General features: G+C 67.6%; 17 protein-coding genes and 1 pseudogene. 9 read left to right on the top strand and 9 right to left on the bottom strand.

Annotated features, from left to right (window positions below):
• Positions 1–4 precede the first annotated feature (4 nt).
• From tagF to CFB43_RS02210, 3 genes are all read right to left on the bottom strand, one after another.
• Positions 5–994 carry a type VI secretion system-associated protein TagF gene (tagF, locus tag CFB43_RS02200; RefSeq protein WP_069246999.1) on the bottom strand — a complete coding sequence of 330 codons (990 nt, stop codon included), beginning with the start codon at positions 992–994 and terminating at the stop codon, positions 5–7.
• The gene (tssM, locus tag CFB43_RS02205) at positions 991–4,935 is read right to left on the bottom strand and encodes a type VI secretion system membrane subunit TssM (protein WP_089493998.1); all 3,945 of its coding nucleotides are present in this window, start codon (positions 4,933–4,935) and stop codon (positions 991–993) included. The genes tagF and tssM overlap by 4 nt, the downstream gene beginning before the upstream one ends.
• 301 nt (positions 4,936–5,236) lie before the next feature.
• On the bottom strand, positions 5,237–6,082 hold the full coding sequence (locus CFB43_RS02210) for a M15 family metallopeptidase (RefSeq protein WP_089493999.1): 846 nt from the start codon (positions 6,080–6,082) through the stop codon (positions 5,237–5,239).
• 121 nt (positions 6,083–6,203) lie between these two features.
• On the opposite strand from CFB43_RS02210, the gene CFB43_RS02215 reads away from it, so the two are divergent.
• Positions 6,204–7,157: a phage tail protein gene (locus CFB43_RS02215; RefSeq protein ID WP_089455494.1), complete on the top strand. Its 954-nt coding sequence runs from the start codon at positions 6,204–6,206 to the stop codon at positions 7,155–7,157.
• A 201-nt stretch (positions 7,158–7,358) separates the two neighbouring features.
• Positions 7,359–8,384 carry a transporter gene (locus CFB43_RS02220; RefSeq protein WP_089494000.1) on the top strand — a complete coding sequence of 342 codons (1,026 nt, stop codon included), beginning with the start codon at positions 7,359–7,361 and terminating at the stop codon, positions 8,382–8,384.
• 27 nt (positions 8,385–8,411) lie between these two features.
• On the opposite strand, the pseudogene CFB43_RS02225 reads toward CFB43_RS02220, so the two are convergent.
• A pseudogene (locus CFB43_RS02225) lies at positions 8,412–8,558 on the bottom strand (DUF1427 family protein); the annotation flags it as partial.
• A 27-nt stretch (positions 8,559–8,585) separates the two neighbouring features.
• Positions 8,586–9,563 (bottom strand): quinone oxidoreductase family protein, encoded by a 978-nt coding sequence (locus tag CFB43_RS02230; RefSeq protein ID WP_089494001.1) that lies wholly within the window; start codon positions 9,561–9,563, stop codon positions 8,586–8,588.
• Between the two features lie 161 nt (positions 9,564–9,724).
• On the opposite strand from CFB43_RS02230, the gene CFB43_RS02235 reads away from it, so the two are divergent.
• Positions 9,725–10,645, top strand: a complete 921-nt coding sequence (locus CFB43_RS02235) for a LysR family transcriptional regulator (RefSeq protein WP_089494002.1) — start codon at positions 9,725–9,727, stop codon at positions 10,643–10,645.
• Between the two features lie 123 nt (positions 10,646–10,768).
• Here CFB43_RS02235 and CFB43_RS02240 read toward each other — a convergent pair whose 3' ends face one another.
• Positions 10,769–12,937, bottom strand: a complete 2,169-nt coding sequence (locus CFB43_RS02240; RefSeq protein WP_089494003.1) for a M1 family metallopeptidase — start codon at positions 12,935–12,937, stop codon at positions 10,769–10,771.
• 642 nt (positions 12,938–13,579) lie between these two features.
• On the opposite strand from CFB43_RS02240, the gene CFB43_RS02250 reads away from it, so the two are divergent.
• From CFB43_RS02250 to CFB43_RS02260, 3 genes are all read left to right on the top strand, one after another.
• A complete protein-coding gene (locus tag CFB43_RS02250; RefSeq protein ID WP_089494004.1) occupies positions 13,580–14,074 on the top strand; it encodes an LEA type 2 family protein in 495 nt (164 codons plus the stop codon).
• A gap of 138 nt (positions 14,075–14,212) precedes the next feature.
• Positions 14,213–15,346 (top strand): methyltransferase, encoded by a 1,134-nt coding sequence (locus CFB43_RS02255; RefSeq protein ID WP_089494005.1) that lies wholly within the window; start codon positions 14,213–14,215, stop codon positions 15,344–15,346.
• Positions 15,347–15,435: 89 nt separating this feature from the next.
• The gene (locus tag CFB43_RS02260) at positions 15,436–16,326 is read left to right on the top strand and encodes a class I SAM-dependent methyltransferase (protein ID WP_089424408.1); all 891 of its coding nucleotides are present in this window, start codon (positions 15,436–15,438) and stop codon (positions 16,324–16,326) included.
• A gap of 25 nt (positions 16,327–16,351) precedes the next feature.
• Here CFB43_RS02260 and CFB43_RS02265 read toward each other — a convergent pair whose 3' ends face one another.
• A complete protein-coding gene (locus CFB43_RS02265; protein ID WP_089494006.1) occupies positions 16,352–16,924 on the bottom strand; it encodes a DUF1415 domain-containing protein in 573 nt (190 codons plus the stop codon).
• Between the two features lie 55 nt (positions 16,925–16,979).
• Complete coding sequence (locus CFB43_RS02270) at positions 16,980–17,600, bottom strand: TetR/AcrR family transcriptional regulator (RefSeq protein ID WP_069247011.1); 621 nt, start codon at positions 17,598–17,600, stop codon at positions 16,980–16,982.
• A gap of 219 nt (positions 17,601–17,819) precedes the next feature.
• Here CFB43_RS02270 and CFB43_RS02275 point away from each other — a divergent pair, with 219 nt between their 5' ends.
• From CFB43_RS02275 to CFB43_RS02285, 3 genes are all read left to right on the top strand, one after another.
• Positions 17,820–19,103, top strand: a complete 1,284-nt coding sequence (locus tag CFB43_RS02275; protein ID WP_089494007.1) for an MFS transporter — start codon at positions 17,820–17,822, stop codon at positions 19,101–19,103.
• A 164-nt stretch (positions 19,104–19,267) separates the two neighbouring features.
• Positions 19,268–19,873, top strand: coding sequence for a nitroreductase family protein (locus tag CFB43_RS02280; RefSeq protein WP_089439116.1), 606 nt, complete (start codon positions 19,268–19,270; stop codon positions 19,871–19,873).
• Positions 19,874–20,061: 188 nt separating this feature from the next.
• A complete protein-coding gene (locus CFB43_RS02285) occupies positions 20,062–21,312 on the top strand; it encodes an Hsp70 family protein (RefSeq protein WP_089424376.1) in 1,251 nt (416 codons plus the stop codon).
• A 99-nt stretch (positions 21,313–21,411) separates the two neighbouring features.
• On the opposite strand, the gene CFB43_RS02290 is transcribed toward CFB43_RS02285, so the two are convergent.
• Positions 21,412–21,615: a cold-shock protein gene (locus CFB43_RS02290; protein WP_006477070.1), complete on the bottom strand. Its 204-nt coding sequence runs from the start codon at positions 21,613–21,615 to the stop codon at positions 21,412–21,414.
• Between the last annotated feature and the right edge of the window lie 247 nt (positions 21,616–21,862).

Consider the following 21,862-nt stretch of genomic DNA (forward strand, 5'->3'; position numbering starts at 1 on the left):
CCCGTCAGCCTCCGATGAACGCTTCGCGGAACGCGTCGATGGCGACACGCAGCGAGAGTTGCGGTTGGTCGAGGTAGCTGACGAGCTTGCTGATCTGGTGATCGTTTTGCGCATGGGCGTCGATCCACTCGGGATCGTCGATGTCGATGTTGTGGGCGGCGTAGGTCTGCGGGTCGACGACGCTCAGCAGCGTCTTCGCCGACGCGCCGTTGAAGCCGATGATGAGCCGTTCGCGCTCGGCGATCGTGCCGATGAAGATCGCGAGCTCGAAGTCGGCCTGCGCGACGAACGGTGCGATCAGTTCGAGCCAGAACGCGGCGACGAGGCTGCGGTAGAACGGATCGACCGGCAGCGGCAGCGTGAGGCCGCGCTCGATGTGCGACGAGCCGCTCTGCATCACTGGCCGTAGCAGCGAGCCGAGCGCGAGCATCGCGCCGCGCAGCCGCACCGGATGACCGCTTTCCAGCAGCATCTCCTGGAGGCCGTGCAGCGTCTGGTGCTCGACGAAATCGTTGAAGGTGCCGTCATGCGACGTGCCGGGGCCGCCGATGTCGATCGGCACCTGCGTGTCGCCGAGCGCCTGCAGCGCGCCGGGCGGCTCGTCCTTGCCGAGCAGCGGCGGGATCTGCGTGGCGACGCGCGACCACAGCCGCGCGAACGCGAGCGGGCTGCGCGCGAGGAACGCGAGCGGCCGGTCGACCTCGAGCGCGGTCGCGCCGAGGAACGGGAAGCGGCGCATCGACACGTCGTGGCTCGCGACCATGTGGCCCGCGATCGCGAGCTTGCTGCGCGAGCCGAGGAACGCGAAATGCATCGGCTTCGCATCCTCGTAGACGAGCTTCCAGCGCGGATCTTCCGCGAGCAGCTCGAGCGCCTGCGCGATCCAGCGGTCGAGCGTCTGCAGCAACTGCGGGTTGTGCGGGCTCTTCACGAAGTCGCCGCGCGACGGAATCTTGCCGAAGTAGGCGATCTGCGCCTGTACGGTTTGCGTCATTGCGCCCCCTGGGCATGCGTTGCGTTGGCGGCCGCGACGGCCGGCGCTGCGGCCGGCGTGCCCGTGCCGGCGGTCTGGGTTGCGTTCTGCGCGGCGCCCGCGCTCGCGTCGGCGACCGACGACGGCAGCTGCAGGCCACGCAGGCTCTGCTGCTGCGGCTGGTCACCGCCGCCGCCGGACGGTTGCGACGTGCTGATGATGCGCATCGTCACCGACACGTTCACGCTGCCTTGCGCCCACGTCAGGTCGAAGGTGCCGTCCGGACGGCGTTTGCGCTGCGCCGAGTTGATCAGTTTCTCGAGACCGTAGCGGCCCGGCTCGTTGACGAGCTGCACCGTGCGGCCGTCGAAGGTCGTCGCGGACAGCGTCGCGCCCGGCGAGCCCTGCGGGTTCGGCCACACGAAGTTGGTCCACTGCGGCGGCGTGTTGCGGTAGCGCAGCTGCTGGCCGTCGATCGCGATCGTGTATTCCGTCGTGCCCGTGCTCGGCTGTGGCAGGATCTGGAACACGGTCTGCGGCTCGGACGACGCGGCGGCGCTGCCGGCCGCACCGCCGGCGAGCGGCGCGACCCAGCGTGCGAAGCCGTTCGTGAAGTCCGGCGTGAGGCCGATGCCCATGTCGCCCCACGTGCGGGCGGCGAGGGTGTCGCCGCGGCGCACCGCGAGCGGCCCGAGCGTCGTGCCGACGAACTTCGCGATCGAACCGTCCGGACCGAACACCTGCGCGATTTCACCGGCGCCGGCCTCGACCTTCGCGCTCGCCGCGAACGGGTACTTCGTCGCGAGCGAGTTCTGGAACGGCTGGTAGACCTGCGCGTTCCACACCTTGTTGACTTCGGCGCTGGCCGGCTGGATCACGACCGCGAACGCCTGCATCAGCGGCCGCACCAGCAGCGGACGCAGCGACTTGCGTTGCGAATCGGTGAGGCCCGTCAGCATCTGCTCGTCGACGAGCTTTAGCGAATCGGCGAGTTCCGAACCGTTGCCGTCGAGCGTCTGCTGCATCAGCTGGCGTGCGCCCGGGCCCGGGTCGCCCTGGTTCTTGATCACGTTGAAGCGCGTGCGGACCTTCGACAGCGATTCCATGTAGCCCTTGAGCATCGACGTGCCGTCATGCAACGCGACGATCCGCGCGAGCCCGATGAACTCCTGGCCGATCGGACCCATCGGCACCTCGGCCGGATTGCCGTTGATGTCGATGTTGGCGGCCGCCACCTGGCCGGCCGGCGAGCGCGAGAACAGTTGCTTGACCCAGTTCACGACGCCCGTCTGTGCCTTCTTGATCGTCACGTTCGCGAGCGACGGGTTGTCCCACGAGGTCTGGTCGTACGCGGTCTCGAGGATCTTGCGGATCGGCGAATCCTGCGGGTCGCCGAGGCGGTTCATCCCGTCGACGGCCTGGCCGAAGCTGCTGAAGCCCTGCACCGCGATGCCCTGCATGAACTTCTGCCAGTGCTGCGCGTACTCGGTCTTGTACATGCCGACCAGCGTCTTCTGGATCTGCTCGGGGCTGCCCTCGAGCGTCAGGTCGTCCTGCGTCGACGTGTTCAGCACCCAGTCCTTCGCCTGCAGTTCCTTGGTCGCCGCGTCGCGGATCGCCGGCTGCACGTAGTCGAACCACGCTTCGCGCGTGAACGTGCCCGGAATCGCGTAGCTGCCGGCCACGAGCCCCTGGTTGCCGTCGCCGACGATGCGCGCGATGGTCATCGGCGCGAAGCGGGTCGACGCGCGTGCCTTGATTTCCTCATAGACGCGCTGGCGGGCCGGCATCCCGCGCACGACGTGGCGCAGGTTCTCGCGGGTCTGGTCGACGAGCGCGAGGTTCGCGTCGATCATCGGCCAGTTGTCGTCGTTCACGCGGGCCAGGTAGAACGAGATCATGCGTTCCGCGCTCTTGATCATCTCGTCACGCGGCATGTTGCCGCGATTCGTCTCGAGCCAGCCGCGCCAGAAGCGGGCGAGCTGGTCGGTCAGGTGCGCCTGCTCGACGTGACGCTTGTCGGACAGCATCAGGTACGTCTTGAGCGCGTTGTATGCGTCCTGCACGTTGGTCGGCGACGCATCGCTGTAGAGGCCGCCCTGCGGTGCGGCCGGCTGCTGCGCTGCGGCCGGCGCGGCGCCAGACGCGGCCAGTGCGGCACCGGCCTGCGGCGCGGCGCCCGCCGCGTTCGTCGAGACCGGCATCGTGCCGCCCTGCACGGCGCCCGATTCGGGCGGGCGCGTCATCGGCACGAGCTGTTCGGGGTGCGCGTTCACGTCCTTCATGAACGACGCGAGGTTCTGCGACACCGGGGCCAGCAGGATCTGCCGCACGCCGTTGTAGTACTCGGTCAGCAGGTGCTGCTCGAGACGGTCGCCCTGGTACAGGCCGAGCGACACCGAAATCGGCTTGTCGCGGCGGAACTGCTCGAGTTGCTCGATCCGGTCCTCGAGGATGTCCATCGCCTGCAGGCGCGACTGCAGGTCGTTGCGGCCCTGCTGCAGGCGCGTGACGTTGTCGAGGTCGGCCTGCACGTTCGCGACGAGCTGCTGGTTGCCGATCGTCGACCAGGTCCAGCCGCCCAGCGCGAGCGCGAGCGCCGCGACGAAGCCGAAGAAGGTCGCGTAGCGCAGCCGCGTCTTGGTCGGGCTCGCGAACTGCCGCACCGTCTGGCGGTCCGCGAAGATCACCTTCGAGAACAGGTCGCGCAGGAAGAAGCCGTTCTTCGAGAACGCGCTGTGCGGCTTCGGCAGCGCGGCGCCGTCGAGGCCGAAGCGATGCGCGATGCGCTGCGCGGCCGCGCTGTTGGTTTCGCCTTCCTGCAGCGCGCTGGTGAAGTAGAAGCCGCGGAAGATCGGCTTGTACTGGAACGGGTTGTTCTCGAACAGCGTCGCGAGGAACGCGCGCAGCGACGGCTTGATCGTCGAGAATTCGAGCGGGAAGCTCAGCTGGCCCGGCGACAGCTGGTTGCCGCGCGACAGCGACAGCTGCGCGACGCTGATCTCCTTCAGCCCTTCGTAGAGTTCCTCGAAGTGCGTGTCGAACTGCGCGACGACGTCACGCTTGTCGTCGGGTTCGTAGGGCAGGGTGGCGCCCCACACGCGGTCGTACTCGTGCTTGTCGCTGCTGCTGAAGAATTCGGTGAAGCCGGTGATCAGGTCGGCCTTCGTGAACATCACGTAGACCGGCGCGAACACTTCGAGCTTCTCCGTCAGCTCCTGAACGCGCTGGCGGAGGTTTTTCGCGAGGTTGATCGCGAATTCGGGGCGGTTGCCGGTGAGTTCGGCGATGCTCGCGGTGACGATGATGCCGTTGATCGGCGCCTTCGGGCGGTAGCGCTTGAGCAGGCCGAGGAAGCCGAGCCACTCGCTGCGGTCTTCTTCGTGCACCGAATAGCGGCCGGCCGTATCGAGCAGGATCCCCTCGGTCGTGAAGAACCAGTCGCAGTTACGCGTACCGCCGATGCCGTGGATCACGGCGCTGTTCTTGTCCGCGAACGGGAACTGCAGGCCGGAATTGAGCACGGCGCTGCTCTTGCCCGCGGCCGGGTTGCCGATCACGATGTACCACGGCAGTTCGTACAGCGCGGAGCCGCCCGACACCTGGCCGATCTTCGACGTCTTGATCGTCTTCACCGCATCCGACAGGCGCGTGCGCAGCACGTCGAGGTCGGCCGTCTTCGCGTCGGGGGCGAGCGCGGCGGCGGCGGGCGCGGCGATCTTGCCGGTTTCCGCCTGCTCTTCCAGCACCTGGCCGAGCTGCTGGTTCGCGCGCTTCACGCGCCAGCGGCGCCACAGCGCGACGACGAGCCACAGCGCGAGGATCGCCGCGAAGGCGATCGCCGCCCACAGGAGCGGCAGCTGCAGCATGTCGGCGACGATGAAGAGGATGGCCGCTAGCGCGACGATCCCGACGATCGAGAGCGTACGCGGATGAGTCAGCACGTTGAGGATGCGTTGCATAGGACGTTCAGGTTCCGGTGCGATTCGATGAGGCGACGCAGGCGCGCCGAGCGGCAAGGGTGGCGCCGCGATGTGTCGCCATGCTGTCAAACGGGATGAAGGGGGCTGGCATCAATGCGCCCGCGGCATCGGAGAAGGCGCGCGCATTAACGAAAGGACGCTGTGAGATTTAAAACGGAAGCGGCGGCCGGAAAAAATCGCGCACCGGAATGCATGATTTTTTGCGCCGCCCATATCGTTTCCTGCCGGGATATTAAAAAGCCCCATGCCGCCCTCATTATTTCCTGTCCGGCAGCCCTGGCTAGCTGCCGCGTCCCAGTTTAAAACCGGGTTTATGGTATTCCACGTGCCCGAGATCCATCATTTTCCAGCGGCCCCCCCAGGTCAGGCCAACCTGTTCGGCGACCTGGCCATACAACTGGTAGCCGCGCATCGCCCACGGATCTTTCTCGGAGATGACCAGCTTGCCGTCACGCAGGAATGCATTGTCGGCCGCCAGCCCGAATTGGTGATAACTCTGGAAGGCGGCCGCATTGGTCACGTTGGTGCCCATCTGCGCCAGCCGGTTCTGCCGTTCCGGGCTCCGGTAACCTTCCAGCAACGCCATTTCATAACCATATTGTTCGTGCATGATCTTGTAGACCAGCAGCAAACGCGTACGGAAATCCGGGTCCAGCAGGTTCCAGTCGCGGCTCGCATCCTTCAGCGCCGGGCGTACCTGTTCGACTTCCTTGGTGGCGAAGACTTCCGGCGGCAGCGGCGGGGGCGGCACGAGCTGTTCGCCCTGCAGCAGCGCGGCGATCTTCTCGTCGGGCACGCGCGCCGTGTCGTCGTACTGGAACAATTGCCGGCCGCGTAACGCAATGGCGACCAATGGCGGCGTCGCAAGAATACCTGCCGATACCATAATCATCAAGCGCCGGCGAATCAGTAAATTTTGCACGTCGTTTAAAGCACCGCGCGTAGCGCTTGCCGATTTAACAATCTGACTTCGCGTACGCGAGGCGCGATCGTTCGCGCGGCGCGTTAGACGGCCGTGAAACTGGGCGACGGATTCGAATACGGTCGCGCGGATACCCGGTAAAAGCAACAGTGCCGCGACCGCGACGGCAAGGGCGAAATAGGCGACGAGTGCGACGGCAATCAAAGAAATCCCCGGAAATTGGAATTGATTGTGTTTTGCAATGCTTGCTCTTAGAATCAGGCTGCTTCGAGAGGCCGGGCTATATTATCGCGGTGAATTAAACCAGGATTCAATGAGACGCTGAATGAGTGCGCCGGAAAATTCAAATTCGAAATCTCCGCCCAGCCTGCTGTCCGATACCAAACCGGCAGGCGACGGAGCTCAGCAGTCGCGCATTCTCGCGAATCTGGAAGGACGTGTCACGCCGCCGGCCGAGCCGCCGCGCCGTTCGCTGAAGGCGCCGATCGCCGCCGTCGTGGCCCTGGTGGTCGCCGTCGGTGGCTGGGGCGCATGGCGCATGCAGCATGCGGGCGGGCAGGCCCCCGCCGTCACGGCCGAGGCTGCGCCGGCAGCCGCGCCGGCGAAGGCCGCGGCGGCCAGCGATGCCGCCGTGCAGGTCGCGCAGAATGCCGCGTCCGCCGCATCCGCCGCGCAGCCCGCCACGATCGTCAACGACGACGCGGCTTCCCGAACCGTTGCATCCGCATCGTCCGCGCCCGCCGCGGACAACAGCCGCCTGTCGCGTGCGCTCGCCAACGGCGCCGACGACGCGTCGGGTGCGGCCACGGCCGGTGCGGCCGCCGCCGCCGCCGCCGCGACGACCAAAACCGCCAAGGCCGACGCCGCGAAGGGCGCGAAAGTCGCCGCGCACGGCAAGACCGATACGAAGGCCGACACGAAAGCCGAGGCCCGCAAGCGTCACAAGGAACAGCAGGCCGAGCTCGCGCAGGCGAAGAAGCATCGCGACGCGACGCCGGCCCGTACCGCGAAGGCTGCCGGCAAGGACGATCCGGATGCGGACCTGCTCGCGGCGCTCGTCGCGCGCACGAAGCCGGCCGACAAGAAGCTCGCCGCGCAGAAGGCGCAGGCCGTGCCGACCAAGACGGCCGCGACGACCGGCTCGCTGGCGTCGCGCGTGAAGGAGTGTTCGGAGCGCGGTTTCTTCGAGGATCAACTGTGCCGCTGGCGCGTCTGCGATGGCCACTGGGGCAAGGACCCCGCGTGCCCGAGCGCCGCGCAGTCGGAGACGCGGCAGTAACGCGTCCCGCGCGTGTCGACTCGCCGCACCTGCGCCGCCCGTTGGGCGGCGCGTTGCTTTTGGGGGCCGCGGAACCGGGCGGTATGATGCGGCGTGACGCTGTCACCGGCGCGTCATGCCCGTCGGGCATACGTCTCCTTTCCTTTTCCGGCGCGGGCGCGAGATCCGCTTTGCGCGGCGCGCCGCACGACCTTCGACACGATGGACCTGATCGTTCAGACTTACGGCGCCGATACGTCCGGCATGGTGTGCGGATTCCGCTTCGTTCCCGGCGGCTCCGGCGCGACGCTCGATGCGGACGCGGCGGCCGGGTGGCTGCGCACGTGCCGCGAGCACGATGCCGCGTCGGACGATTTCGTCTGGCTGCACTTCAATCTCGCGCACGGCGCGAGCGAGCGCTGGATGCGCACGCATCTCGGGCTGCCCGACAGCTTCTTCGAATTCCTCCACGAAGGCTCGCGCTCGACGCGCATCGAGCAGGAAGACAGCGCGCTGCGCGCGATCGTCAACGACGTGATGTTCAACCTCGAACTGACGCCGTCGGAGATCGCGACGCTGTTCGTCCACGTCGAGCGGCGCATCATGGTCACCGCGCGGCTCAAGCCGCTGCGCTCGGTCGACACGCTGCGCGCATGCGTGCGCGACGGCGAGCAGTTCAGGTCGCCCGCGGAACTGCTCGTGCACCTGCTGCGCGACCAGGCCGACCTGCTGATCCAGATCATGCGGCGCACGAGCGTCGACGTCGACCGCATCGAGGATCGCTTCCTGTCGCAGCGGCTCACGTCGAGCCGCATCGAGCTCGGCGCGATGCGCCGCACGCTGACGCGCCTGCAGCGCATGCTCGCGCCCGAGCCCGGGTCGATCTTCCGGCTGCTCGCGAAGCCGCCCGCGTGGCTGCATCTGGAAGACGTGCAGGAGCTGCGCGAATCCACCGAAGAGTTCTCGCTGGTGCTGGCCGATCTGGCCGGGCTCAACGAGCGGATCAAGCTGTTGCAGGAAGAGATCGGTTCGCGTCTCGACGAGCAGAACAACCGGACGCTGTTCACGCTGACGCTCGTGACCGTGATCGCGCTGCCGATCAACATCGTCGCCGGCTTCTTCGGGATGAACGTCGGCGGCGTGCCGTTCTCGGAGAACAAGCACGGCTTCTGGCTGATGGTGCTGCTCGTCGCGGGTTTCACGGCGCTCGCCGCGTGGTGGGCGTTCCGCCGGCGCAACGACCGCTAGCGCCACCGGCGCCGCATCGACACGTCAGCGCAGCAGCGCGATCGCGCGTTCGCCGATCACCATCCCGAGCAGGCCCACGAGCGCGACGAGCGGCGGGGCGGGCGAGCGCACGTGCAGCAGCGCGTACACCACGCCGACGCCGAGGCCCACCGCGAGCGAAGTCACGTAATCCATCATGGCAGTCTCCCGTGTGGTCCGGCGTCAGGGCTTGAGGATGACGCGCTCGCGCGCACCGGCCAGCACCGCGCGATACGCGTCGTGTGCGTGCTCGAGCGGGTATACGTAGTCGTCGCCGATCGGGAACGGGCGCAGCGTGCCGTTGCCGAAGCCGGGCGCGAGCGTGTCGAGGATCTGCGCGACCGTGGCGCCGCCGAGCTGCAGTGAATCGACGCCCACGAACGTGTGCTGGCCGCGATAGAACGCGAAGATGTCGAACGGCACGCTGCGGTCGATCGTCGAGATGAAGATCTGCCGCGCGCCGATCGCCATCGATGCGTTCGCCGCTTCGAAGTACGGGCTGCCCACCGTGTTGTAGACGATGTCCGCGCCGTGGCCGCCGGTTGCCGCGCGTACCGCGTCGGCCACTGGTTCTTTCGACGCGTCGATCATGTGCACGTCGCTCGATGCGTGGCCGCGATAGCCGCCGGCGCTGCGCTCGACGCCGATCACGGTCGCGCCGTGCGCGCTCGCGAGCTGGATCGCCGCCTGGCCGACCTTCCCGTTCGCACCGAACACGAGCACGACGTCGCCGGCCGTCGGCATGCCGGCGCGGCGCAAGCCTTCGTACGCGGTGACGAACGGCACGCCGACGCCGGCCGCTTCGTCGAGCGTCAGCACGGCGGGCTTGCGGCGCACCAGGGCCGCGTCGAGCACGAGCCATTCCGCGTGCGAGCCGTCGCGATGCACGCCGAGATCGCCGCCCGAGCCCCACACCGGCGCGCCGATCCAGCCGTCCGGGCCGCTGCGCACGATGCCGGCCCAGTCGCGCCCGGGCGTGCGCGGCCACACCGCGTGCGGCATGCGGCCGAGCGCGGCCTTCACGTCGCTCGGGTTCACGCCGGCCGCGCGCACCTCGATCAGCATCTGGCCGTCGGCCGGGACGGGCGGGTCGATTTCCCGGACGCGCGCGTCGAGCGACTCGATGTCGGCGGCGGGGGCGTCGAAGCGGATACTGCGCATGATGATCTCCGTGGCGGATGGCTGTCGCGCGGCCCGATGGGGCGGTGCGTGCAGCGAGTGGAAAGGATGCATGCAGTCTAGTCGGCCCGGTTTGACGTGGAAACGCGCAAAGGCGGATGATTGCTTTGCGTTAAACGCATAGCCAACCCCGAAGGCACCGAATGGACGACTTTCTTTCCCCGCATCTGGCGCTGTTCGTCGACGTGGTCGACCAGCAGAGCTTCTCGGCGGCCGCGCGCCGGCTGGGTGTCGCCGCGTCGTCGGTCACGCGGCGCATCGACCGGCTCGAGACGCAGCTCGGCATCCGCCTCCTGCATCGCACCACGCATGCGCTGCGGCCGACCGAGGCCGGGCAGTTGCTGTACGGGCGCGCGACGCGGATGCTGGCCGAGCTGCGCGGCCTGCAGGAAGACCTGCACAGCCAGCACGACGAGCCGAGCGGGCTGCTGCGCGTCGACTGTCCGGCGCCGTTCGGCCGCCGGCACCTGATGGCCGCGCTGGCTGCCTTCATGCAGCGTCATCCGGCGCTGCAGGTCGACCTGGTGCTGACCGACAGCATGATCGACCTGCAAGGCGCGCGGCTCGGCTCCGACGTCGACCTCGCGGTGCGCATCGGCCCGCTCGAGGACACGCGCTTCGTCGCGACCGTGCTCGCGCCGCAGCGGCGCGTGCTGTGCGCGAGCGCGGCGTATCTCGCGCGGCGCGGCGAGCCCGAGTCGCCCGACGCGCTCGCCGGTCACGACTGCCTCGCCTGGCACGGCGCGCCGCCGCCGGGCGCATGGCGCTTCGGCGAGCGCCGCCACGTGCCGGCGCAGCCGCGGTTTCGCAGCAATCATTCGGAAGCGTTGCTCGAAGCCGCGATCGACGGGCTCGGCCTCGCGCACCTGCCGACCTGGCTCGCGGGCGATGCTCTGCGCGACGGACGCTTGCGCGCGGTGCTGCCGGAGTTCGCGGCCGCGCCCGAGCCGGCGACGATCCACGTATTGCGCCAGCAGGCGCGAGGCACCGCGCGCGCGTCGCGGCTCGTTGCGTTTCTCGCGACGTGGTTCGCGCAGCCGGCATGGGACGCCGCGTGGGCATGACGGCGGCCGAGCGCCCGTGCCGAAAGAAAAAAGGGCCTCGCAAGCGAGGCCCGTCAAAGGTCGGAGAAACCGGCACGCCGGCCGGCAGCCGCAAACTGCGCGGCGCCGGCCGGAGGCGCACCGTTACTGCGTCACTACCTTGCGCGGCTTGAAGATGCCCTGGTAGTGCAGTGCCGGGCGTTCCTTCGTCACCGGCTCGAGGCCGCCGAAGGTCGGCGTCTGGCGCAGCTTCATCGCGGCCGGCGAAGCGACCGAGCCGATCGACGTCGAGCGCGAGGCCGGTGCGAGGTTGTTCGCGACGAGCAGTGCGGCCTCGCTCTTCAGGTTCGCGAGCAGGACCGGATCGGTCGAGCCGTTGACCTGCGTGAGCAGCCCGCTCCAGGCCGCGTCGCTGTAGTTCACGACGTAGTAGTCGAGCCCGCTCGGGTCGGCGACCACGCCCGCGCAGCCGTCGACGCGCGTTTGCGTCTGCGTGTCCTTCAGCGCGAGCGTCGTGCGTTTCGCGAGACCCTGGCCGTACGCGAGCGTGATCGGCACCGTCCATTGCAGGCCCGGATACGCGTTCTTGTTCGGGAACGGCTGCTGTTTCAGCGTGATGACCGTCTGGTTCTTCGTCAGGTCGCACTGCGTGTCGAGCGAGATCAGCGGCACGCCGGTCTGGCGGACGTAGCTGTCGCCGATCGCGCCGATCGCCTGGCCGCTTTCCTTCGACAGCGCATCCCACAGACGCTTCGGCGTACCGTTGCCGAACGAGTAGTCGACCAGGTACTGCTGCAGACCCTTGCGCAGCGTCTGTTCGCCGAGATAGTTCTCGAGCGTCTTCAGCACGTGGCCGCCCTTGTCGTACGTGAACGCGCTGGCGCTCAGCACGAAGTCGTTCGACGCCCAGCCGTTGAAGTTCGGTGCGACCGGGAACGCGTTCGGGCCGATGTCACGATTGATCACGCGGTACTTGTTCTTCACCTGGTCGAGCCAGCTGAACTCGTTGGGGAAGAACTGGATCGTCGTCTTCGTCTCGAAGAACGTCGCGAACGACTCGTTGAGCCACACGTTGTCCCACCAGTCGGTCGTGACCAGATCGCCGAACCACTGGTGCGCGACTTCGTGCGTCAGCACCTCGTTGCCGTAGTGCGACATCGGCTGGCCCGGCTGCGGCAGGATGTCGTCGGCGAACTCGAGGATCGATCCCCAGTTCTCCATCCCGCCGAAGTTCAGGTCCTTCTGCTCCTTGAACGCGTCGTTCGCGGCCACCGTGTCGAACTTCGTCAGCGGCAGCGCGATGCCCGTGTAGCGGTAGTAGAAGTCGAGCGCCTGCTTGGTGCGGTCCATCGCCGGCTTCGCCCAGTCGCTCATGCCCGGCGGCGTGAACACGCGCAGGTGCAGGCCGCCCTTGCCGCCCGGCAGCGGGCTCGAGAAGTCGTCCTCGTAGGTGTCGAACAGGCCGCCGCCGAAGAACAGCAGGTACGACGGCATCGGCGGGGTCTTCTCGAACTGCACGAGCTTGTAGCCGCCGCCGACGTTGGTCGCCGGCTTCTCGGCCGCGTTCGACACGACCCGCCAGCTTTGCGGCACTTCGGCCGTCACTTCGTAGGTCGGGCGGAATGCCGGCTCGTCCCAGCCGGGGAACCACTGGCGCGACAGGTTGGTTTCGCCTTGCGTGAGGATCGCACCGCTCGTCTTGCCGTCGGTGCCCTTCAGGTCGACGCGGAAGATGCCTTCCGCGGCCGAGCAGCCCGGATACGGATCGTCGCCGCAGCTGCCGCCGGTCTTTGCGACCGGATCGTCATACGACTTGAAGTTGATGATGCCCGACCACTCCATGTGCAGCGAATAGTTGCCCGGCGAGATCGTGCCGCTCACGGGGCGCAGCTGGTAGAAGTCGCCCTTGTCCTGCGGCGTCGCGATCAGCTGGATGTTGCCCGGCTGCAGCGTGATGCGGCCGTTCGTGAACTTGATCCGGTGGCCGGCGATCACGATGTTGTTGACCGGCTTCAGCACCTTGATCTCGACGTCGGCACGGCCGTCGAACGCGTTCAGCGCGTCGTTCGGGCGGAACCACAGCCGGTAGTTCACGGGTACCACCGTGTCCGGCAACTCGACAGGCGAGACGCTCTTGTCGACATTGGATGCGCTCGGCGGCGCGGTGACGGTGGGCGACGAGCCCGAGTGCGGCGCGCCGGCGGAGCTGAGCGCGGACGCCGAGCCCACGCCGCCGTCGTCGCCGCCGCACCCGGCTAGCGCGAGCGCGGCGACGATCGGCAGATAACGCATCTTGCGAATGTTGATCGACATGACTGAAACCTCGATTGTTGAAAGAATCGTTCAGTGCTGCGAAAACGCCGGCAAAGACAATCCCCTCGCCGTTAATCAACAGCGATGAAAATGCCAATGACGGATTATTCGAAAAGACGGCGGCCGACTACGTGAAGGTAATCATGGTTTACTGCCCCCTCTGGATTTCCGGATGTCGGTTAACTTGCCGGTTCAAAATGGCCGGCGCGTGTTGTACTGAATTGATTTCGCGCGCACGACACGGAGCCGCACGCCCTGGGCGGGCGTGCTTTCCCCTTTGAACAGACGACCTACGGGGCTGGCCGGGCCTCGTCGCAGGATGGCAGGAAGGCGTGTCGCCGTTCCGTAAAATCACCGTCATGCGGCTTCAAGGTTTGTCGGCTTGCTCGAAGGATGCGTAAATATACTTGATGGTTTTAGGTAAAGGAAACGAAAAATTTAGAAATTGCATCTATTGAATTCGCCGTGCTTCATTGAATGCTGGGAAGCATTAATGCGCTTTCCGTCCGGATGTTATTTTCGTAGTTTTAATCTATTAACGATCTCGCGTGGCTGCGAAAACTACGAAACCCGGCGTACCGGGGCGTGCTCGGTACAATGCAGCGACGACAAGCTCACCGATTGCCGCGAGGAGGTTCTCCCATGCCACGCACCCTGTTCCGTATCGCGCCGCTGCGCGCCGTGCTGCTGCTGTTCGCCGCCGTGCTCCTGCTCGGCGGCTGCGCGGGGCTGACGCGCGACCCGGTGCGCGTGACGGTCGCCGGGCTCGACCCGCTCGTCGGGCAAGGCCTCGAGATGCGTTTCAGCCTGAAGCTGCGTGTGCAGAACCCGAACGACGCGCCGATCGACTACGACGGCATTTCGGTCGCGCTCGACCTGAACGGCACGCCGTTCGCGAGCGGCGTCAGCGATCGCTCGGGCACCGTGCCGCGCTTCGGCGAGGCCGTGCTCGACGTGCCGGTTTCCGTGTCGGCCTTCGCCGCCGCGCGGCAGGCGTGGAACCTGCCCGGCGCGGCCGCGAACGGCGAGCTGCCGTATGCGTTGCGCGGCCGGCTCGCGGGCGGCGTGCTCGGCACCGTGCACTTCAACGATGCCGGCACGTTGCGCCTGCCGGCGATGCCGGGGTGGGGCGGCTGAACCCGGCGAAACCGGCGGCGCGCGGCAAGGGCCGGCCCCCGCGCTTTGCCGCGCGGGCAAAGCGCGGTATGGTGTGAGCCGCGCGGCGCCCGCCATACCGTCGCGCCGCCCGTTGAAGCCAACCGTAACCGAGTTCGCGTGACCGATTTCCCCGTTTTCCACTGGACCGACGCCGACGGCGCCGATCATGCCGTGCGCTGGCGCTCCGAAGCCGGCGTGCAACCGCCCAAGCGCGCGGTGCCTGCCGACGACCGCCTCACCGCCGACGCGGCCTACCGTCTCGCCTGCGAGGGCACCGCGCTCGTCTGGCAGGGCGATTTCCAGAATGCGCGCCAGCTCGTGCAGGCGATGGCGCGCCGTGTCGAGCGCAAGCCGAAGAAGGCGAAAGCCGCGGCTGGCGTCGACGCGTTCAACCTGCATCGTCTCGCGCAGTCGCAGCGCGCCCGCACGCTCGGCATGCTGCTGATCCCGCTCGATGCCGACTACACGATTCCGTTGCGCCGCGCGCCCGACGTGCGTGCCGCATGCGAGGAGGCGTACGGGCCCGGCGGCGCGCCGTCGGTCGTGTCGTTGCGCGAACTGCTCGGCCTCGTCGGCGCGCACGAATGGCGCAAGAAAGGGGTGCCGATCCCGGCGCTCGGTGGTGCGCCGATTCACCCGCACTACGGCGTGTTCTCGCCGGTGCGCGGCGAATACGTCGAACTCGTCGCGCGCGCGCCGCTGCCGGCGACGTCGCTCGCGTTCGATATCGGCGCCGGCACCGGCGTGCTGGCGGCCGTGCTGGCGTCGCGCGGCGTCGAGCGTGTCGTCGCGACCGACCAGGATCCGCGCGCGCTCGCCTGTGCGCGCGAGAACGTCGAGCGGCTGGGTCACGCGGATCGCGTCGAAGTCGTCGAGGCGGATCTGTTTCCGGCCGGCCGTGCGCCGCTCGTGGTCTGCAACCCGCCGTGGGTGCCGGCCCGGCCGAGCGCGCCGATCGAATACGCGGTCTACGATCCGGACAGCCGCATGCTGCGCGGTTTCCTCGCGGGGCTCGCCGCGCACCTCGAGCCGGGCGGCGAAGGCTGGCTGATCCTGTCCGATTTCGCCGAGCATCTCGGCCTGCGGCCGCGCGACACGCTGCTGCAATGGATCGACGAAGCCGGCCTCGTCGTGCTTGGCCGCGACGACATCCGTCCCGCGCACCCGAAGGCGATGGACGCCGACGATCCGCTGCACGCGGCACGCCAGGCCGAGGTCACGTCGCTCTGGCGGCTCGGCGCACGAGCCTGACCGCGCATTTTCGGTAAACTGTCGCCATTCCTCACGAATTCCCGCCGCCGGGCCGTGGTCGACCGACCGTGGCCCGGCGCCGCATCACGATGTCGAACAAGACCCACGAAATCCGCCCGGAGCAGTCCGTCGAGCTGCTGAAGGAACTGCACATCCTCACCCGCGACGGGAAGCTGAACCAGGACAGCCGCCGCAAGCTGAAGCAGGTCTATCACCTGTTCCAGTTCATCGAGCCGCTGCTTGCCGGCGTGCAGGCCGAGCGTGGCAGCGTGACGCTCGTCGATCACGGCGCCGGCAAGTCGTATCTCGGCTTCATCCTGTACGACCTGTTCTTCAAGCAGCAGCCGGGGCACGGCACGCCGGCGTTCGCGTCGCACGTGTACGGGATCGAGACCCGCGAGGAGCTCGTCACGCGCTCGGCCGAGCTTGCCGCGCGGCTCGGGTTCGGCGGCATGTCGTTCCTGAACCTGTCGGTCGCCGATTCGATCACGTCGCCGAAACTGCCTGAAACGGTCGACGTCGTCACCGCGCTGCACGCGTGCGACACGGCGACCGACGACGCGATCCGCTTCGCGCTCGCGAAGCGCGCGCAACACATCGTGCTGGTGCCGTGCTGCCAGGCGGAAGTCGCGGGCGTGCTGCGCAAGAACAAGGGCAAGTCGCTCGCGAACGCGCTGACGGAAGTGTGGCGGCATCCGCTGCATACGCGCGAATTCGGCAGCCAGATCACCAACGTGCTGCGCTGCCTGCAGCTCGAAGCGCACGGCTACCAGGTCAGCGTGACCGAGCTGGTCGGCTGGGAGCATTCGATGAAGAACGAGCTGATCATCGCGCAGTACAAGAACCTGCCGCGCCGGCGGCCCGGCGAGCGGTTGAACGAGATCCTCGGGATGTTCGGGCTGGCCGAGCTGAACGCACGCTTCTTCGTGCCGGAGGCCGCGGCCGCGGGCGGCGAGGTCGTCGAACCGGCCGCCGGTTGACCTGCGCGTGGGCGGGCGCGTCGCGTCAGACGTCGTCGCCCGGCCGGCGCATCCATTCGCGCCAGCCGTCATGGCCGAGGCGCCGCAGCGTTTCCTGATTCTTTTCGTAGATCGCGGACGCGTCCGGGAACGCGTCGACCGCGCGTGCGATGCTGTCCTCGCGCAGCAGGTGCAGGATCGGGTACGGCGCGCGGTTCGTGTAGTTCTCGATGTCGTCGGGCTCGCTGCCCTCGAACCGGTAGTCCGGATGGAAGCTCGCGATCTGCAGCACGCCGTCGAGCCGCAGTTGCCGCACCAGTCGGTCGGCAAAGAACAGCGCATCGTTGTAGTCGATGAAATCGGCGAACGCATGCGGGAAGATCACGAGCGTCGTGTCGACCTGCCGCGGGTCCGCCGCGTCGAGCGCGCGCAGTTCCGTTTCGAGTTCGGCGAGCGCGTCTTCCAGCGTCGTCGCCTCGCTGATCGCGTAGCGCACCTGTTCCTTCACATAGACGCTTTTCGCGAACGGGCACAGATTGAGCCCGATCACCGCGCGCGCGAGCCAGTGCCGCGTGGCGGCGAGGATGTCGTCGTGCGATTCGGGGCGGGTGTCGGTCATCGTGAAACCAGTCGGGCGGAAGGGCGGCGAGGGCCGCATTGTAGCGGGCGCGCCGTCACGCGCAGGCGGCCTCGATCAACTGCGTGACGAGTGCGGGCGCGACGCCGATCGGCGTTTCGCCGTGCCGGTAGGTCTGGCTTGCCGCGTAGATGCCTTCGATCACCAGCGCGAGCGAGTCGGCGAGCGCCTGCGGCTGCCGCGCGCCGGCGTCTTCGCATAGCGCGACGAGCCGCTTCATCAGCTGTTCCTTGTTCTGCGCGACGCGCTCGCGCGCCGGGTGCGACGCATCCGGGAATTCGGCCGCGACGTTGACGAACGGGCAACCGCGGTAATCCTTCTGCGTCGCGCGCTCGGCGAGATCGACGAAATACTGGATCAGCTGCGCTTTCGGCTGGCCCGGGTGCTTCGCGACGCTCGTGTTGAAGCGGTCGAAGAAGCACGCATCCATCCGCTCCAGGTACGCGAGGATCAGCTCGTCCTTCGACGAGAACTGGCGATACAGGCTCATCTTGTTGACGCCCGCGCGCTCCACGACCGCCTCGACGCCCACCGTCCGAACGCCTTCCTTGTAAAACAGCTCCTCGGCGGCGCGCAGCAGGTGCTCCTGCGCGGTGGCGCCGTCGATCGGCCGGCGCGTGCGGCGCGGCAGCGGTTTGGCGATCTCGATGCCCGACATGATGACCCTCGACTGCATATTGGATTGCTTGACATGTTACCGATTGGTCACTACGATCGCAACACACTTGTGACTGGTCGGTAACAATACCGGCCGGATCGACAGACAAATGCCAAGCGTCGGCCCGGGTCAGCCGATGCAGCGTGCGGCGGAGGTGGCCTGGCAGGGCGGGCGGCGCGGGTGCGGAGGCACCGGAGCCGCCAACTGGAGAACGCGAAGATGAACTGGGCGGTGACACGAATCGGCGGGCGCTTCCACTACGGATGGCTCGCGGCGGCGGTGGTATTCCTGATCCTGCTGGCGGCGGCCGGCACGCGCGCGACGCCGAGCGTGCTGATGGTGCCGCTCGAGCGCGAGCTCGGCTGGAGCCGCGCGGCGATTTCGCTGGCGATCTCGGTGAACATCGCGCTGTACGGACTGACGGGCCCGTTCGCGGCCGCCGCGATGCAGCGCTTCGGGCTGCGTCCGACCATTCTCACCGCGCTCGTGACGATGAGCGCGGGCGTCGCGCTGTCGTCGATGATGACGCAGAGCTGGCAGATGGTCGTGATCTGGGGCCTGATGGTCGGCTGCTCGACGGGGGTCGTTGCGCTGACGCTGTCCGCGACCTTCGTCACGCGCTGGTTCCATGCGCGGCGCGGCCTCGTGATGGGGATCCTGACCGCGAGCACGGCCACCGGCCAGCTCGTGTTCCTGCCGATGCTCGCGGCGATCGCGCAGCGCCATGGCTGGCGGCCGGTCGTGTTGGTCGTCGCGGTCGCGGCCGCGATCGTGATTCCGCTGGTTGCATTCCTGTTGCCTGAACGGCCGGCCGACGTGCAGCTGCGCCCGTACGGCGAACCGGCCGATGCGCCGGCCGCGCCCGAGGCGTCGAAGGAGAACCCGCTCACGGTCGCGTTCCGCACGTTGCTGACGGCGAGCCGTTCGCGCGATTTCTGGCTGCTGTTCTTCAGCTTCTTCATCTGCGGCGCGAGCACCAACGGTTACGTCGGCACGCACCTGATCGCGATGTGCAGCGACTACGGGATGACGGAAGTGCAGGGCGCGTCGCTGCTTGCGGCAATGGGCGTGTTCGACCTGTTCGGCACGACGCTGTCGGGCTGGCTGTCCGACCGCTACGACAATCGCATGCTGTTGTTCTGGTACTACGGGCTGCGCGGGCTGTCGCTGATCTACCTGCCGCACGCGTTCGGGATCGATTTCTTCGGGCTGCCGCTGTTCGCGATGTTCTACGGGCTCGACTGGATCGCGACCGTGCCGCCGACCGTGCGCCTCGCGACCGACGTGTTCGGCAAGGCCGCGGCGCCCGTCGTGTTCGGCTGGATCGTCGCCGGCCACCAGCTCGGCGCGGCGTTCGCGGCGCTCGGCGCGGGGCTGCTGCGCGCCAGCCTCGGCACCTACACGATCGCGTCGATGATCTCGGGCGGCCTGTGCATCGTCGGCGCGCTGATCGTGCTGCGGATCAACCGCGGCCCGTCGCGCGCAGCCGCGCAGGCGGCCTGAGCGCGGCAATCCGATGGCCCGGCCGGTCGCGCGGCGGTCGGCCGGGCAATGCACGCCCGGAGATTTGCATAGCGCGGGAGGATCGGGCGCGCATCGGCTCAAGCGGGTATGCTTTCGGTTCGCGAGGCGTTCGCGCCCCTTCATCGATGTCAGCGAGGAACCGCATGTCCGTCAAACCTGCTCCCACCACTGTTTCGATTCACGATCTGATCGCGGGCCGCTGGAGCCCGCGCGCGTATTCGGATGAAGCCGTCAGCGCCGGCGATCTGCACGCGGTGCTCGAAGCCGCCCGCTGGGCGCCGTCCGCGTACAACGCGCAGCCGTGGCGCTTCATCGTATTCGACCGCACGCAGGACGAAGACGCGTTCAAACGCGCGTTCGCGACGCTGGTGCCGTTCAACCAGGGCTGGAATGCGCCGGCGCCCGTGCTGATCGCGGTGACCGCGCACACGCTCACGCCGAAGGGTGAGCCGGCCCCCACCGCGCTGTACGACGCGGGTGCCGCCGCGATGTCGCTGGTGCTGCAGGCGCACGCACTGGGCCTGGCCGCCCACCAGATGAGCGGCTTCGACGCGAAGGCGTTCCGCGATGCGTTCGCGATTCCGGCCGACGTCGCGATTCCGGCGATCATCTCGCTCGGTCACTACGGCAACGTCGACAAGCTCGATCCGGTGCTGCGCGATCGCGAGAAGGCGCCGCGCACGCGCCATGCGATCGGCGAGGTCGTCTATGCGGGCGCATGGAAGAAGGGTTTCGACGCGGCAGCCTGACCTGCGTGGCGGACGGGCTGCGTCGCGCATCCCGCCCGCATCGCTCTCCAGCGCGCCAGGTTGCGCGCCCCCGCCTCCCGGGCCCGTTGCGCGGGACTGGTGGCCGGCCCCGGTTGTGATCCCGCGGGCTTCATGTTAAAAAGCCCGTCCTTTCCGTTTTCGCGCCGGCCCTGCTGCGGCAACTTCCCATGACTTACTGCGCGATCGATTTCGGCACGTCCAATTCCGCCGTGGCGCTGCCCGACGGCGACGGCATGCGCCTCGCGCCCGTCGAGGGCGACCACCTGACGCTGCCCACCGCGATCTTCTTCAACAACGACGAAGAGACGGTCGAATACGGCCGTGCGGCGCTGGCTTCCTATATCGACGGTTTCGACGGCCGGCTGATGCGCTCGATGAAGAGCATCCTCGGCTCGCCGCTCGCGGAAACGACGACCGATCTCGGCGACGGCAGCGCGATCGCGTACACCGAAATCATCGCGCGCTTCCTGACGCACCTGAAGCGCAAGGCCGAAGCCCGCGCGGGCGCGCCGATCGGCCGTGCGGTGCTCGGCCGGCCGGTGTTCTTCGTCGACGACGATCCGCGCGCCGACCGCCTCGCCCAGGATCAGCTCGAGGCCGCCGCGCGATCGGTCGGCTTTGCGGACGTGCAATTCCAGTACGAACCGATCGCGGCCGCGTTCGACTACGAGTCGCGCCAGCAGGCGGAGCGCCTCGTGCTCGTCGCCGACATCGGCGGCGGCACGTCCGACTTCTCGCTGGTGCGCGTCGGGCCCGAACGGATGGCGCGGCTCGAGCGCAAGGACGACGTGCTGGCCCACCACGGCGTGCACGTCGCTGGCACCGATTACGACCGGCGTGTCGAGCTGGCGGCGATCCTGCCCGCATTCGGCTACCGTTCGCTCGACCCCGAAGGGCGCGAGCTGCCGAACAAGATCTACTTCGATCTCGCCACCTGGCACCTGATCAACACGGTCTACACGCCGAAGCGGCTCGGCGAGCTGAAGCTGATGAAGCACCTGTACCGGGACGTGCAGCAGTACGACCGGCTCACGAGTGTGGTCGAGCAGCGGCTCGGGCATGCGCTGATGGCGCGTGCGGAAGAAGCGAAGATCGGCGTCGCGGCGGGCGGGGAGACGATGATCGACCTGAACGACGTGGAAGAGGATCTGCAGATCGCATTCGATGCCGACCGGCTCGTCGACGCGAGCCGCGACGACACCGCACGCATCGTCGACGCCGCGCGCGAGACGGTGCGGCTGGCGGGCGTGGCGCCGCGCGATGTGGGCGCCCTGTATTTCACCGGCGGCTCGACGGGGCTCGCGTTCCTGTCGGGCGCGCTCGCGGGCGCATTCCCGGATGCGCAACCGGTGTTCGGCGACCGCCTCGCGAGTGTCGCGACGGGTCTCGGCATTCACGCGCAGCGATTGTTCGGCTGAATGCGGGCGGCTGAAAGGCCGTGATGCCGGTCGACCGGCGCCGAAAAACAAAAAGCCCCGCCGAAGCGGGGCTTTTTTTCACGAATTATCGCGCCAAGCTTAGACCGGACGGATGTTCGCAGCTTGCAGACCCTTCGGGCCCGTCTTCACTTCGAATTCAACCTTCTGGTTTTCTTGCAGCGTCTTGAAGCCTTCGACGCGGATTTCCGAGAAGTGCGCGAACAGATCGTCGCCGCCGCCTTCCGGGGTGATGAAGCCGAAGCCCTTTGCGTCATTGAACCACTTGACGGTACCGGTTGCCATGTTACTTGTTCCTAAAAAGATAAAACGGGGCCGAGGCCCATGGGGTGCGGAAAATCAAGGAAGGGGTAATAGGACCAACCGGAGTACCGTTGATGGGCGAACTACGAAAGAACCAATTCACTCGCCACTTGAAATCCTGCGAAGTCCTTTATACGGCTTATCAACCGCGTGGTCAACCGTATTTCCATGGACTCAGGGTTATTGCGGAGATGAGGTTTACAAAGCTTGCAAACGATGCGAATTTTTT

The sequence above is a fragment of the Burkholderia sp. AU15512 genome, from assembly GCF_002223325.1.
In the GTDB taxonomy this organism is placed as follows: Bacteria; Pseudomonadota; Gammaproteobacteria; order Burkholderiales; family Burkholderiaceae; genus Burkholderia.